Origin of the sequence: Halopseudomonas oceani (genome assembly GCF_002903165.1) — a bacterium.
GTDB classification, from domain to species: domain Bacteria; phylum Pseudomonadota; class Gammaproteobacteria; order Pseudomonadales; family Pseudomonadaceae; genus Halopseudomonas; species Halopseudomonas oceani.
This window is the reverse complement of record NZ_PPSK01000025.1, coordinates 1-13,596: the sequence shown is the minus strand read 5'-3', so window position 1 is coordinate 13,596 and position 13,596 is coordinate 1. Positions and strand designations below refer to the sequence as shown.

The following is a 13,596-nucleotide window of genomic DNA, read 5'->3' as shown; positions in this document are numbered from 1 at the left end:
GATGCTGCCGCTGTTGCCATCACGCACTGTGCTGCTGCTGATCGATATGCAGCGTGACTTCTGCGCCCCCGGCGGCTACGCCGATCAGGCCGGGCTGGATATCGCCTGCCTGCGTGCGCCGATTCCGGCTCAGCAGCGCCTGCTTGCAGCGGCACGGGCCAGCGGCATGCTGGTGGTACATACCCGCGAAGGGCACCGCCCGGATTTGTCCGACCTGCCCGACTGGAAACGCATCCGTGCCGAGCGCAGCGGCGCACCGATTGGCGCAGCAGGCCCGCTCGGTCGGCTGCTGGTGCGTGGCGAGTACGGCCATGACCTGATCGACGAGTTGCAACCTCAGGTCGGTGAGCCGGTGATCGACAAGCCCGGTTACTGCGCCTTTGCCGCCACCGATCTGGAACTGATCCTGCGGAGTCGCGGCATCAACACGCTGATCATCACCGGCGTGACCACCGAGGTCTGCGTCAGCTCGACCCTGCGCAGCGCTATCGACCGCGGCTTCAACTGCCTGACCGTCAGCGACGCCTGCGCGTCTGCGCATCCCGAGCTGCACGCCGCCGCGCTGGCGATGATCAATGTCGAGGGCGGCATCTTCGGCGAGACCTGTGACAGCGCCGTGCTGCTCAGCGCGCTGCGGGAGGCGGCATGACTCAGGTACAGAAACTCTGGCCGCTGCTGACCGCCACTCACCATTACGACAAGTCGATTTCGACCCGCGGCCGTGGCCACGGCGTACAGATCGAGGCGCCGATTCTGGCCTTTTTGATCGAGACCAAGCAGGGCCGGGTGCTGTTCGACGTCGGCTGTGACTACAACAAGCTGAGCGATCCTGCGCTACGCGCCCGCTGGTACGACCCGGTGGAGTTTCCCATGGGGCCGCCGCAGATGAGCGAAGAGCAACGCCTCGAAGCCCATCTGGCGAAACTCGGGCTGACCTGCAAGGACATCGACATGGTGTTTCTCAGCCACCTGCACTTTGATCACGCCGGTGGCCTGTGCGACGTCTGCGGCGCCGAAGTGCATGTCCACGAAGACGAGTTGCACGCCGCCCGTGAGCCGGCCGACAACGCCTACTTTGCCGATGACTTTGCCGGCAATGTGCGCTGGCGCCTGCAGCAGGATGAGTACGATTTGCTGCCCGGCCTGCGGGCGATCAACACGCCGGGCCACACCGCCGGGCACATGTCGCTGATGATCGAACTGCCGACCGGTGCGCCGGTGATCCTCACTGGTGATGCCGCCGACTTGACTGAAAACCTCGATGATGAGATCGCGCCGGGTCTGTGCTGGCGCGACCGCGAGGACATGGCGCTGGACAGCATTCGCAAGCTGAAACGCATCGCCGGTGAGACCGGCGCCGAGCTGTGGCCCAACCACGACATGGCGTTCTGGCGTACCCTCAAACGCTTCCCGGAGTATCACGCATGAAAGCGGTTCCCGAGGCTTATCACGGCGTCTGGCAGCGCACGCTGCTGCGTCTATCCGACGGCACCGAGGACACCACAACCCGGGTGTTCTGGCTGCAGAGTACGCATCTGCATGCGGATTTGCGGATTCCCGATCCGACGCCGAAATTGCCGTTCGAACGCGCTGCCCAGGCGGGCTTTGCCGGCCTGACCGAGGCCACTCTTGGCCGTTGCCAGTGGCACCGCATCATCGATTTCCATCCGGACAGCGGCACTGACATTGGCAACATGCAGTTCGTCAGCAGTGATGAGGTGCACGAGACCGCACTGGACGACAGCTATCTGGAAATCTGGCGACGTTTGCCGGACTCGCGCGGCCCGGTCGCCGAGCTCTGGCTGCAGAGCGCCGACGGCTCCGGTCGTCAGGCCTGCCTGCTGCGCGCCGGTGATTACTTTATGTTCGCTGCTGACCGCCCTGTGCGCCTCGGCCGCTGCCGCTCGCTGCGGGAGCACCTGCAACACGACTGTGCACGCAGCGCTGAACATCTGCTCGGTTGCGAGCTGACCTTTGGCCGAATCCAGGGCGGCGAGCGGCCCTGGCAAATTTTGTTCAGCACCTTGCCCGCCGCCACCGGCGGCCTGTTTTCCGCACCCGTCGATCCGGCACGCTGGGAAGCGTTGCCGGCTGCCTGGCTCGGTATTCATCCTCCTGAGAACGGCTGGCGCCAAGCGCCGGTACCTCGTCTGCAGGATCTGCCCAAGGAGACACTGGTATGAACGCACCAGCCCCTGTACCTGATACCCCCGCTGTCGCGGTCAAGCACAAACCCCGCTCGCGCTGGTGGGTCGTGCGCGGCGGCCTGTCGCCACGCACCAGTGCCCTGCTGACGGCGTTCGGCCTGGCCGCGCCCTTTTTCATCTGGTGGCTGTATAGCGCACTCGGGCTGAATGACCCGCTGTTCATGCCTGGCCCTGGCGCAGTGCTGGAGCGGGTTGTCAGCTGGTGGCAGGAAGACGGGCTGTGGGATGACATCTGGATCAGCGTTTACCGGGTCATGGCCGGGTTTCTGATTTCGGCGATGATAGCGCTGCCGCTCGGTCTGTATCTGGGCACCTACAAACCGGTGCAGGCGACGCTGGAACCGCTGATCGACTTTATCCGCTACATGCCGGCGGTCGCCTTTATTCCGCTGGTGATGCTCTGGGTCGGGATCGGCGAGGGCTCGAAGATCCTCATCATCTTCATCGGTACCTTCTTCCAGATGGTGCTGATGGCTGCAGAAGATATTCGCCGGGTGCCGATGGCGCAGATTGAAGCGGCGCAGACCATGGGCGCCTCGCGCAGCGAGGTCATCCGCCTGGTGGTGCTGCCGTCGGCCCGACCGGCGTTGCTCGATACCCTGCGCATCACCTGTGGCTGGGCCTGGACCTATCTGGTGGTCGCTGAGCTGGTGGCCTCCAACTCGGGGCTTGGTTACGCCATCCTGCGCGCCCAGCGCTACATGCACACCGACAAGATTTTCGCCGGCATCCTGCTGATCGGCCTGATCGGTCTGCTGACCGACCAGGCGTTCCGCTGGCTCGGCCGTCGCGCCTTCCACTGGCAGAAGAGGTAAGCCCATGGACCAGTCCTGTATCAGCATTCGCAACCTGGGCAAGCAATTCGAAGCCCGCAACCAAACCATTGAGGCGCTGCGCGACGTCAACCTCGAAGTGCAGCCGAACGAGTTCATCACCTTTGTCGGTGCCTCCGGCTGCGGCAAGTCGACCCTGCTGCGCATCATGGCCGGGCTGGAAACCCACAGCAGCGGTGACATCCTGCTGCGTGGCGAGCCGGTCGACGGCCCCGGTGTGGACCGCGCCATGGTCTTCCAGCACTACAGCCTCTACCCGTGGCTGACGGTCACCGAGAACATCAAGTTCTGCCGCCAGCTCAAGGTCATCGCCGACTCGGTGCACAGCCAGTCCGACGTTGAAGCGGCCAGTGGTCGGGCTGATGCGCTGTTAAACCTGATGGGGCTGAAAAGCTTTGCCGGGGCCTATCCCAGTCAGCTGTCCGGCGGCATGCAGCAGCGGGTGGCGATTGCCCGTGCGTTGATGCCGCGGCCGGACTTTTTGCTGATGGACGAGCCCTTTGGCGCGCTCGATGCGCAGACCCGGGAGGTGATGCACGACCTGATTCTGCATGTGCATCGGCTGGAAAAGAGCACCATCCTGTTCGTCACCCACGATGTGGAGGAGGCGATCTATCTGGGCACCCGCATCGTGCTGATGGCGCCGCGTCCGGGCCGCATCGACAGCGTCTACGAGGTGCCGCTGCCCAAGGTGCGGCATCAGGACATGAAGCTGGAGCCGGAATTTATCGCCCTCAAGCGCGAGATCCTGACCCGCATTCGGGAAACCTCCGGGGTGCAGACCGATCTGGATCAGTTGGCGCGCCTCAGCGAGGGAGCCGTGCTTTAGCGTTTGAAGGGCAATCTCCGGCTTGACCGGCAGTGAGCTTGCGCCGAACTCCCGTGGCCCCTCTACAGCAGGGGCTGGAGACGAAAAATTTCTTTGCAGGACTAGCCAAATCCCCTCGATGAACTATATATAGCCTGTTTTCCACTGTGAGGATTCAGGCATGAGTGATGATCTGGACGACGATCTGGACGGTATGGACGACTCCGAGGTCGACGATCAGGACGATGTGGTAGGCGACAGCGATGATGGTGACGACGGCAAACCGGTCTCCACTGGCAAGTCGCGCAAGAAGGCGGCTGCCACCGCGGAGGATCTGGAAGGCGCATCGATCGAAGCCAAGGAGCGTGAGCGCGAGATGCTGGCCCGCCAGATCGAAGAATTCATGGCCCGAGGCGGCAAGGTCCAGCAGATTGACGACAACGTTGTCTCTGATCCGCCGAGAAAGCCGGAGAGCAAGTACGGCAGCCGTCCTATCTGACGCTGCCGTACCGACCGCTCAGCGTTTGGCGTAGCGCTGGTAGCGGTTGAGCCAGGGCGGGATTTCGCTCAGGCAGCGCACTTCGCCGTGGGCCCGTTGTTGGCCTGCCCAGGCACTACCCTGTGGGTTGAACCACAGGGTATGCATACCCACATCTAGTGCCCCCTGGATGTCATCACCCGGATGATCGCCAATATGGACCGCTTGCTGCGGCTCGACGCCGGCGCGCTCGAGTGCAGTGAGGAAGGGGGCTGGGTGCGGCTTGCTCAGGCCCACTTCGTCGGCCGAGATAATAATGCTGAAGTAACGATCTAGCCCAAGCCGGCGCACGTCAGCGTTGCCGTTGGAAATACACGCCAGCTGGTACTGGCGCGACAGCAGTTCGAGCACCAGCTCGGTATGGGGGAAGTACTCCAGCCGGTGGCGTGCGTCGATGAACACCTCGAACCCGGCCAGCGCCAGACGACGGGCCTCGTCGGCCGGGTAACCGGCCTTGCGCAGGCCCAGCTCCAGCACCGCAATGCGCAATGGGGTCACCCGATGACGCAGTTCGGGGTCGCCTTCGAGTACCTCTGTCAGCAGTGCCTTGCGCGCGTCCTTGTCCCACGCGGCGGTGTACTCCGGCGCGTGCCGGGACAGCCACTCAGCCAGTATCCGTTCGGCGTTGGCGACGACCGATTCGGTTTCCCACAGGGTGTTGTCGAGGTCAAAGGTCACCAGTTGAATCATTTGTCTGCCTTGCGTTTGGCTCTGGGATGGGCCTGATCATACACCTGTGCCAGGTGTTGAAAATCAAGATGGGTATAGATCTGGGTGGTGCTGATGTCGGCATGGCCGAGCAGCTCCTGCACCGCACGCAGGTCACCGGAGGATTCGAGCATGTGACTGGCGAAGGAGTGGCGCAGCATGTGCGGGTGCAGGTGCTGGCCGATGCGCTCGATGCCGTGACGGCGCAAGCGCAGTTGAATAGCGCGCGGGGTCAGAGCGCTGCCGCGTTGGCTGACAAACACCGGTTGCTGCGCTCCTTCGCCTGCCGGACGCACGCTGAACCAGTCCTGCAGGGCGCGTCGCGCCATGCGGCCAACCGGCAGCACACGGGTCTTGTTGCCCTTGCCGGTGACCCGCACCTCGCCTTGCGGCAGGTCGAGGTCGGTCATATCCAGACCGGCCAGTTCCGACAGCCGCAGACCCGATGAGTAGAATAGCTCGAGCATGGCTTGGTCGCGGCGCCCTAGCCAGTCGTCTTCGCCGTTGTTGTCGAGCAGCTGTGCGGTCAGGTCGGCGTCGAGGGTGCGCGGCAGGGTGCGCGGCGCCTTGGGCGCGCGCAGATCCTGCGCCGGGTTCTGGCGGCTGCGGCCTTCGCGTTGGAGAAAACGGTAAAAGCTGCGAATGGCACTGAGCAGGCGCTGCAGGCTGCGTGGCGCCAGCCCGTGCTGATGCTGGCTGGCGATGAACTGCCGCAGGTGTTGGGTGTCCAGCTGGTCCCAGCCGGGCAGCCCGCGCTCACAACGATGCTGCTCAAGACTGAGCAGGTCGTGGCGGTAGGCTTCCAGTGTTCGCGGTGACAGCCTGCGCTCCACGCGCAGGTGATCGAGAAACGCGCTGATGTCAGGGTCGGCGATGCCGGCCTGTTCAGGCGTGGTTTTCATCGGCCAGCGGGCGTTGGCGCAACAGCACGCGGGCGAGCGCGTCGGCGACGTAGCCAAGGAACAGGGTGCCGGTAGCGCTGCGGTACTGCTGGGCGTCTTCGCTGCCGAGGGCCAGCACGCCATGCAGGCCCTGATAGCGGATGGGTGCCAGCGCAGTGGAGGCCACCTTTTCGCCGGACTCGGCGAACAGGAAACTCAGCTCTGCCGGACGCAGCGCGCCGGCCAGCGGTTTGTCACTGTCCAGCAGGTGGCCGATGGCTTCTTTGGCGGCGGCATGGGTGACGCAGTGGGCGTTGCTGTAGCGATCGGCCTCGGTAAACAGGATCAGGCTGACGTAGGGCACCTGAAAGTCGGTGCGCAGGCTGTCCTCCAGCGTGGCAATCACCTGATCCAGACTCTGCGCTTCCAGCATGCCGAGAATCAGTCGACGGCTCTTGTCGAACAGTCGGTCGTTCTCGCGGGCGGTGTCCATCAACTGGTTGAGCCGATGACGCACGTCGATGTTGCGCTCGCGCAGCAGTTTGACCTGACGCTCCACCAGCGACACCGCTTGGCCTGCTGCATGGGGAATGATCAGGTCGGCCAGCAGCTCGTCATGCTCGACGAAGAAGGCCGGGTGGCGACGCAGGAAGTCGGTGACCTGCTCGGCGTCGAGCTGTTCCGGTTGCGGTGTTTGCTGTTCGCTCATACGCGGATCTGTCCCTCGTAAACTCGGGTGGCGGGGCCGGTCATCAGCACCGGTTGGCCGGGGCCTGCCCACTCGATCTGCAGGCGGCCGCCGGGCAGGTCGATCTGCACTGGCGAGTCGAGCAGGCCGAGGCGGATGCCGGCAACGGCAGCAGCGCAGGCGCCGGTGCCGCAAGCCTGGGTTTCACCGACCCCGCGCTCGTACACCCGCAAGCGTGCGTGCTGGCGGTCAACCACCTGCATAAAGCCAGCGTTGACCTTGCGCGGGAAGCGCGGGTGGGCCTCGATCAGGGCGCCGAGGCGCTCCAGCGTGCCGTCGCGTACGTCCGACACGAGGGTAACGCAATGTGGGTTGCCCATGGAGACCGCAGCGACCTGCAGGGTTTCACCACCAACCTCAAGGCGATACTCGCAGGCCTCTGCGTCAGCCTCGAAAGGAATCTCCGCCGGGATAAAGCGCGGTGCGCCCATGTCGACGGTGATCTGCTTGTCGCGGTTCACCTTGAGGATGATCGGACCACCAGCGGTTTCCACATGGATGGTCTTTTTGGCCGTCAGGCGCTTGTCCTGCACGAAGCGGGCAAAGCAGCGCGCGCCGTTGCCGCACTGTTCGACTTCGCTGCCGTCAGCATTGAAGATGCGGTAGCGGAAGTCGGCATCGGGTGTACTCGGCGGCTCGACCAGCAGCAACTGGTCAAAGCCGACGCCGGTATGGCGGTCGCCCCACTGGCGAATCTGCTTTGCTGACAGCTGGGCGTGCTGGGTGACCAGGTCGATGACCATGAAGTCGTTGCCCAGCCCGTGCATCTTGGTGAATCGCAGCAGCATCTCAGGCCTCGGGCAGCAGGGATTCGCCCGCCAGCAGTTCGCTGACGGTTTCGCGGCGACGGACCAGATGGGTGACTTCTCCGTCGACCAGCACTTCAGCCGCGCGCGGACGGGTGTTGTAGTTTGAGCTCATGACAAAACCGTAGGCACCGGCCGAACGCACGACCAGCAGATCGCCTTCGGCCAGCGCCAGTTCACGGTCCTTGCCGAGGAAGTCGCCGGTCTCGCAGATCGGGCCGACCAGATCCCAGGTTTGCACGGCAACGTCGCTGCGTGGCTTGACCGGGTCGATGCCCATCCAGGCGCTGTACAGGGCCGGGCGGATCAGATCGTTCATGGCGCTATCGATAATGGCGAAGTTCTTGTGCTCGGTCGGCTTCAGCAGGTTGACGCGGGTCAGCAGCACGCCGGCGTTGGCGACAATGGAGCGGCCGGGTTCGACCAGCAGCGTCAGGTCACGATCGGCCAGCGCTTCGCGCACCTTGGCTAGGTAGGCACCGGGGCTCGGCGGTACTTCGTCACGGTAGGTCACACCCAGCCCGCCGCCCAGGTCTAGGTGGCGAATGGTGATGCCTTCGGCAGCCAGACTGTCGATCAGTTGCAGCAGGCGCTGCAGGGCGTCGATAAACGGCGTGTCGTCGGTCAGCTGCGAACCGATATGGCAGTCGACACCGCAGATGTCGATGTGGCTCAGCTCGGCGGCGCGGCGGTAGACGGCCAGTGCCTGGGCGATGTCGATACCGAACTTGTTTTCTTTCAGACCGGTCGAGATATACGGGTGGGTCTTGGCGTCCACATCCGGGTTGACCCGCAGCGAGATCGGGGCCTTGACGTTCAGCTCCGCAGCGACCTGCTGCAGACGTTCCAGCTCGGCGGCCGATTCGACGTTGAAGCAGTGAATGCCCACTTCCAGTGCTCGGCGCATTTCGGCTGCAGTTTTGCCCAGCCCGGAGAAGACGATGCGCGACGGTTCGCCACCGGCCGCCAGCACACGCTCCAGCTCACCGCCGGAGACGATATCGAAACCGGCGCCGCGGCGGGCCAGCAGGTTCAGCACGCCGAGGTTGGAGTTGGCCTTGACTGCGAAGCAGACCAGATGGGGGATGCCGTCCAGCGCACTGTCCCAGGCGCCATAGGCCTGTTCGATGGCCGCACGCGAGTAAACAAAACAGGGAGTGTCGTATTGCGCGGCAATAGCGGACAGGGCGACGCCTTCGGCGTAGAGTTCGCCGTTGCGGTATTCAAACGCGGTCATGGGTGCATCACTTCTCGGTCGATTGCTCGGTGGTCTCGGTGTGCGCCGCAGAGCTGGCGCCAGTGTCCTCGGGCAGATAGAGAGGGCCTTTCTGACCGCAACCGGTGAGAACCAGCAACGTAAACAGGGCCGCAGCTAATGGCTTCATGTTGAAATCCTTACAGGTAGAATACCCAGCAGTATACCCAGCCACCCGGTCCGGCGCATCAGCCAGCGGCCCGGTGGGCGGAAAACGGCGCACAGACGCCTGAGCCAGACGAGAGAAAGACAATGCAGGACATGAGCGAAGCGACATTTCACCAGGCCGTTGATCAGGTGCAGGACCTGATCGAGCATGCACTCGACGGCGGTGATCTGGATCTGGAAATGGAGCACATCGACGGCTCGCTGGTACTGATTCTGCCGGAGGGTCAGCGGCTGGTGGTCGGTCGTCAGCCGGCGTCCCGCGAACTCTGGCTGGCGACCCCGGACCGCACTCTGCACTTCAACTTCGATCCCGAGCGTGGCTGGCTGCATGACAGCGGCGAAGGCACGCTGGGCGAGGTGCTGGCCGCGATACTGGAAGACATCAGCGGCGAAGAAGTCGAATTGGATATTGACGCGGAGTCGTTGTGAGCGACCGCGGTCGTCAGCCTTCGCCCTGTGTGCGCAAGTGTTGCCTGGATGGGGATCTGTGCATGGGCTGCGGTCGGTTGCTCGATGAAATTCTGGAGTGGGGCAAGGCGTCAGACAGCCGTCAGTGCGAGATCATCGACGCTGCCCGGCAGCGCCGGATCGAGCGCAATATTGCCTATACGGCGCGCTGACTGCTTCAGCTGAGCGCTTGCATGGCGTTGTTCAGTGCTGTTTCCAGCTGCTGCCGATAGCGCAGGTACTGCACCGTTTGCATGCGTCCACCTGGGTCGACGGCGGAGAGGTCCAGGTCGGTGATGTAGCAGGGATAGGCCTCGCGGTTGCGGCGGCGGCTGAGGATGTGCTGCGCCACCTCCCTGAACAGCCGCTCGCCATACTCCAGTTCGGAAAATTCGCGGTGATCACAGAAGATGGTAACCCGTGGACCGCGGCGTCCACCGGGTTCGGCGATGGCCTGCACCGCGTAGATGTCGGGGTCCATCCCGCCGCGCGGTAATGGCCGTTGCTCGATACGCAGTGGGTTCCCGTCGAGTGCTGGCAGAATCGCGTAGACCAGCAGGTCATCCTCATTGACGCTGCTGTCCAGCGGCTGATTGGCCTGGCGGCGCAAGCGGATGCTCTGCAGAAAGCGCAACAGGGGCAGCAACAGCGTTTGCTCATCGCGGTAGCTTTGCCGCGTGCTCCACAGGGCGCCGCGTTCATCCAGCAGGCTGATTTCTGCCTGCCACTGGGGCTTCAGACGATAGAACAGCTGGATTCGGCCGGGTTGGTCCTGCGGCAGGATCAGCGCCAGATCTTGGCCCTGCAGTGCGTAGTTGTCGAGTGCCAGCTTGCTGTAGCGCGGCTGTGGTTTGCCGAGGTAGCGCAGCAGTTGATCGCGGTCGGCGAGTGTCTGCATGCTGATCTGTTCGTCCTGCCATTCCAGAGCGCGATAGCTGTTCTGCAGCTGCAGCAAGAAGCGCTCTGGCGGGCTGGACAGCAGGTGAGCCGAGGCGTCGCGAAACAGCTGCTCGACCCGCTCGGCGATGGCGCTGGCGCGGTTGCGGCAGAAACAGCGCACCTCCAGTTCCGGCAGGCGCTGGTGTTCGCGGCCGCTGGTGAGGTAATCCTGCAGGGCCTGCATGCAGGCTTCCTCGCCGCTGTACTGGTGCACCAGCAGTTCGTTCCAGCTGTTCAGGGTGATCTGATCGATGCTCAGAATCAGGTTGTCGCGCATGCCCGAGTAGCCCAGCGCGTCGGTGTGGCTGCTGATCAGGTGCAGGTTTTTCTGGCTGTTGCCGGGTAGCGGATCGAGGCCGATGTTGACCAGCAGCAGCACCTTGCAGGGCTCGCTGGCGCGCGATAGTGCGGTTTCGGTCAGCGCCGGCAGCGGCAGCGGAAACTGCTGGCGCAGACAGTGCACCAGGCTGTTGAGTTCGTACTCGGTTAGGGCACTGTCGCCCGGGTGCAGGGCGAAGCGGGTGGCGGCGTCGATGACGCCGTTGCGCTGCCCCCAGGCCAGCAGCTCAAGTAGCTGACGCGAGCGCTTCAGTGGCAGATGATCGGCCAGCTCCTGCGCATTCAGCGTGCCGCGGTAGAGGCTCCAGTAGGGCTCCCCTTCGTCAGCCGACAGGCTCTGGGTAATGGTCAGTACCGGCTCGCTGAGGTCCGGGCTTATGCCCGGATTGATGAATTCGATCTTGCCCGCCTTGCGCTCGAAGGCGGCGTACAGGCGACGGCCCAGCAGTGACAGGTCGCGGGCACTGACTTGGTTGATCACGTCCTGACTGCGGCCGAACTGGGACAGTAATCGATAGCTGTGGGTCAGCTCATTGACCAGTTGGCGCCGCTCGGCGCTGACCTCGCGAATGCGCCATTGGGTGCGATCGTCCATCTGTTGCAGCTGACGCGGCCCCCAGTGCCACTCGCGCACCAGCTTTTCCATGATATTGCGTTTCCAGTCCATCATGCCGCTGCGTCGGCTGAGGCGCACATTGGCCTTGATGTAGAGGCAGCGTCGGACCAGTTCCAGACGCTCGGACTCGCCGCGCTCAAGCAGGTAGCGCTCGAGTCGACGGTAGAGCATGACGTACGGGTCCAGTTCGTCTTCATCGAGCTGACCGGCAAAGATGGCCTGCTTGAAATCCAGGCTGAGGCAGCGGACCTGTGGGTGCTCGCTGGAGTAGACCTCAGTCAGCAGCAGTTTCAGCACCGATTTATAGGGTGAGTCGATACCCTTGAACAGTTGCCACAGGCCCGCGCCGACAAACTCGCCGGCGGGGATGTTGGCGACGTGGCCGAAGTCCAGACTGTCGGCGGTCCTGATGAACCGTTTGGTGATCAGTTGTTCGGTGTAGTGGGCGTAGCGCGCTTCCTCGTACACCGGTACCAGCCACCAGAGCGGGAAGCGGCCGCCGAGCAGAATGGCAGTACGGTAAAACTCATCCAGCAGCAGGTAGTGCTGGGTGCTGCCGCAGTCCTCGATGCCGAGCGCGTTGTCGCGCGCTCCCTGAGCGAAGCTGATGGGGTCGACCAGGTGGAAGTGGGCTTCGCAGTTCTGGCTGGCGGCCCAGTCGCTGATCGCCTGGCACTTGCGGCTCAGCTCGTCGCGCTGGGTGGCGGAGAGGTCCGGGGTGTGACAGACCCAGATGTCCAGGTCGCTCTGGTCGGATTGGCCGATGGTGCCACCGCTGCCCATCAGGTACAGGGCCTGAATCTGCGGCGTGAAGCCAGCGGGATGGCGACGGTACTGGAAGCTGCGGGTCAGATTCTGGGCGATTTGCAGACTGGCGGTTTCCGGTTCGAAACTGGCCAGTCCGCAGGGTGTTTCCCGGGAGACAAAGCCCGGTAGTAGCGGATAATTGACGTCGAACAGCAGCGGGACCAACTGCAGAACATTGTATTGCCGGGTTGGCAGTGTCTGCAGAACCCGGCGCAGGCGCGTGGCGTTGACGGCCATGAAGCGCTTGCGCAGGGTATTCAATGCCTTTCGATCGATTCCCTCTTCGATGCGTGGCTGGATCTCGCCGTGGGACTGCATGTGGCTGGTCAGGACTCCGCAGTACGCAATATGGTCAGCAGTGTTTGGCTGTGCTCGGCTGCGTCCAAGCCGAGGCTGGTGAGATAGCCTCCATCGTTCCGGGTAATCAGGCCTTTGCTGAACAGCCGTTCAGCAGCTGCTACTGTTGCTGGCTCGGCATCGTGGCTGTGAATCTTGAGTCCTTCCTGCGAGTTGGACAGGTTGAACTGGCTGAGCAGGTTGATTTCGATGATTTCGTCGGGTGTCAGCATTGCGAGAGCCTCTTTTCGGGTTTGCAATCAGTCTAGCCGGGTGTCGTTGGCGGCGCATTCAGATGCCTGATGACACTGGTGAATTATCGCCCGAGCGGTTACAAAACAGACCGCGTCATGGTGTCGCCGGGCACTTCCCCCATCCGCCCTACAATGGAGAACAACAGGATGATCAGACTACACGGCTTTGCGGCCAGCAACTACTTCAACATGGCTAAGTTGGCGCTGCTGGAAAAGGGTGTCGAGTTCGAAATCAATCACGTGCACGGCAGTCAGGATCCGGAGTTTCTGGCGATCAGCCCGCGCGGCAAGGTGCCGGTGCTGGAGACCGACAAGGGCTTTCTCAACGAAACCAATGTCATCCTCGAATACATTGAGGAAACCCAGGGTGGCAAGCCGCTGCTGCCGAGCGATCCCTACGAGCGAGGTGTGGTGCGTGCCCTGACCAAGGAAATCGAACTCTACATTGAGTTGCCAGCGCGCTCCTGCTTTATGGAAGTGTTCTTTGGCGGCAAGGTCGATCAGGCGATCAAGGACAAGGCGCGAGGCGAATTGCTGGCCGGGGTTGCCACCCTGGCACGTCATGCTCGCTTCGCGCCCTATGTGGCGGGCAGCGAGATGACCATCGCCGACCTGTTTTTCCTCTACAGCTTTGACCTGGCCTGCACCGTTGCCCAGAAGCTGTTTGATCTCGACCTCAAGGCCGAGCTGCCGCAGGGCGCAGCGTTGCTGGAACTGCTGGCGCAGAACCCCAACGTGCAGCAGGTTGCTGCCGATCGCGATGCCGAGATGGCTGCGTTTATGGCGGCGATTCGGGCTCGTAAGTAAGCGGTCGGTTGGTTGCGGAGCGGTGAATATCGGTTAGCTGTTTCCCGCATTGTGCTGGTGTCGAATCCGCTTTTCGCCTTTCACGGCGAGCCAAGGGGA

The 13,596-nt window shown here is 63.2% G+C and carries 17 protein-coding genes; 9 read left to right on the top strand and 8 right to left on the bottom strand.

The genetic code is table 11. The features are described 5' to 3' along the window. Position 1 precedes the first annotated feature (1 nt). From C1949_RS17465 to C1949_RS17440, 6 genes are all read left to right on the top strand, one after another. Positions 2–649 carry a cysteine hydrolase family protein gene (locus C1949_RS17465; RefSeq protein ID WP_104739707.1) on the top strand — a complete coding sequence of 216 codons (648 nt, stop codon included), beginning with the start codon at positions 2–4 and terminating at the stop codon, positions 647–649. Beyond that, positions 646–1,428: an N-acyl homoserine lactonase family protein gene (locus C1949_RS17460; RefSeq protein WP_104739706.1), complete on the top strand. Its 783-nt coding sequence runs from the start codon at positions 646–648 to the stop codon at positions 1,426–1,428. The genes C1949_RS17465 and C1949_RS17460 overlap by 4 nt, the downstream gene beginning before the upstream one ends. Continuing rightward, positions 1,425–2,183: a hypothetical protein gene (locus C1949_RS17455; protein ID WP_104739705.1), complete on the top strand. Its 759-nt coding sequence runs from the start codon at positions 1,425–1,427 to the stop codon at positions 2,181–2,183. Before C1949_RS17460 ends, C1949_RS17455 begins: the two co-directional genes overlap by 4 nt. After that, positions 2,180–3,022 (top strand): ABC transporter permease, encoded by an 843-nt coding sequence (locus tag C1949_RS17450; protein WP_104739704.1) that lies wholly within the window; start codon positions 2,180–2,182, stop codon positions 3,020–3,022. Before C1949_RS17455 ends, C1949_RS17450 begins: the two co-directional genes overlap by 4 nt. A 4-nt stretch (positions 3,023–3,026) precedes the next feature. Then, a complete protein-coding gene (locus C1949_RS17445; protein ID WP_104739703.1) occupies positions 3,027–3,869 on the top strand; it encodes an ABC transporter ATP-binding protein in 843 nt (280 codons plus the stop codon). A gap of 160 nt (positions 3,870–4,029) precedes the next feature. Beyond that, the gene (locus C1949_RS17440; protein ID WP_104739702.1) at positions 4,030–4,347 is read left to right on the top strand and encodes a hypothetical protein; all 318 of its coding nucleotides are present in this window, start codon (positions 4,030–4,032) and stop codon (positions 4,345–4,347) included. An 18-nt stretch (positions 4,348–4,365) separates the two neighbouring features. On the opposite strand, the gene C1949_RS17435 is transcribed toward C1949_RS17440, so the two are convergent. The 6 genes from C1949_RS17435 to lptM are packed head-to-tail and all read right to left on the bottom strand — an operon-like array spanning position 4,366 to position 8,914. Next, positions 4,366–5,076 (bottom strand): HAD family hydrolase, encoded by a 711-nt coding sequence (locus tag C1949_RS17435; RefSeq protein WP_104739701.1) that lies wholly within the window; start codon positions 5,074–5,076, stop codon positions 4,366–4,368. Further along, positions 5,073–5,996 (bottom strand): tyrosine recombinase XerC, encoded by a 924-nt coding sequence (gene xerC, locus C1949_RS17430; RefSeq protein ID WP_104739700.1) that lies wholly within the window; start codon positions 5,994–5,996, stop codon positions 5,073–5,075. The genes C1949_RS17435 and xerC overlap by 4 nt, the downstream gene beginning before the upstream one ends. Beyond that, positions 5,980–6,684 carry a DUF484 family protein gene (locus C1949_RS17425; RefSeq protein WP_104739699.1) on the bottom strand — a complete coding sequence of 235 codons (705 nt, stop codon included), beginning with the start codon at positions 6,682–6,684 and terminating at the stop codon, positions 5,980–5,982. The genes xerC and C1949_RS17425 overlap by 17 nt, the downstream gene beginning before the upstream one ends. Then, positions 6,681–7,511, bottom strand: a complete 831-nt coding sequence (gene dapF, locus C1949_RS17420; RefSeq protein ID WP_104739698.1) for a diaminopimelate epimerase — start codon at positions 7,509–7,511, stop codon at positions 6,681–6,683. The genes C1949_RS17425 and dapF overlap by 4 nt, the downstream gene beginning before the upstream one ends. Before the next feature lies 1 nt (position 7,512). Then, positions 7,513–8,766 (bottom strand): diaminopimelate decarboxylase, encoded by a 1,254-nt coding sequence (gene lysA / locus C1949_RS17415; protein WP_104739697.1) that lies wholly within the window; start codon positions 8,764–8,766, stop codon positions 7,513–7,515. A 7-nt stretch (positions 8,767–8,773) separates the two neighbouring features. After that, positions 8,774–8,914, bottom strand: coding sequence for an LPS translocon maturation chaperone LptM (gene lptM, locus C1949_RS17410; RefSeq protein ID WP_104739696.1), 141 nt, complete (start codon positions 8,912–8,914; stop codon positions 8,774–8,776). A 131-nt stretch (positions 8,915–9,045) separates the two neighbouring features. Between lptM and cyaY the strand changes: the two genes are divergently transcribed. Both cyaY and C1949_RS17400 read left to right on the top strand, forming a co-directional pair. After that, positions 9,046–9,381: an iron donor protein CyaY gene (gene cyaY, locus C1949_RS17405; protein ID WP_170063111.1), complete on the top strand. Its 336-nt coding sequence runs from the start codon at positions 9,046–9,048 to the stop codon at positions 9,379–9,381. After that, positions 9,378–9,572, top strand: a complete 195-nt coding sequence (locus tag C1949_RS17400) for a DUF1289 domain-containing protein (RefSeq protein WP_229744499.1) — start codon at positions 9,378–9,380, stop codon at positions 9,570–9,572. Before cyaY ends, C1949_RS17400 begins: the two co-directional genes overlap by 4 nt. A gap of 5 nt (positions 9,573–9,577) precedes the next feature. On the opposite strand, the gene C1949_RS17395 is transcribed toward C1949_RS17400, so the two are convergent. Further along, positions 9,578–12,418 carry a class I adenylate cyclase gene (locus C1949_RS17395; RefSeq protein ID WP_104739693.1) on the bottom strand — a complete coding sequence of 947 codons (2,841 nt, stop codon included), beginning with the start codon at positions 12,416–12,418 and terminating at the stop codon, positions 9,578–9,580. Positions 12,419–12,426: 8 nt separating this feature from the next. Then, positions 12,427–12,669 (bottom strand): TIGR02647 family protein, encoded by a 243-nt coding sequence (locus C1949_RS17390; RefSeq protein WP_104739692.1) that lies wholly within the window; start codon positions 12,667–12,669, stop codon positions 12,427–12,429. Positions 12,670–12,837: 168 nt separating this feature from the next. On the opposite strand from C1949_RS17390, the gene C1949_RS17385 reads away from it, so the two are divergent. After that, positions 12,838–13,497, top strand: a complete 660-nt coding sequence (locus C1949_RS17385; RefSeq protein ID WP_104739691.1) for a glutathione S-transferase family protein — start codon at positions 12,838–12,840, stop codon at positions 13,495–13,497. The last annotated feature ends 99 nt before the right edge of the window (positions 13,498–13,596 follow it).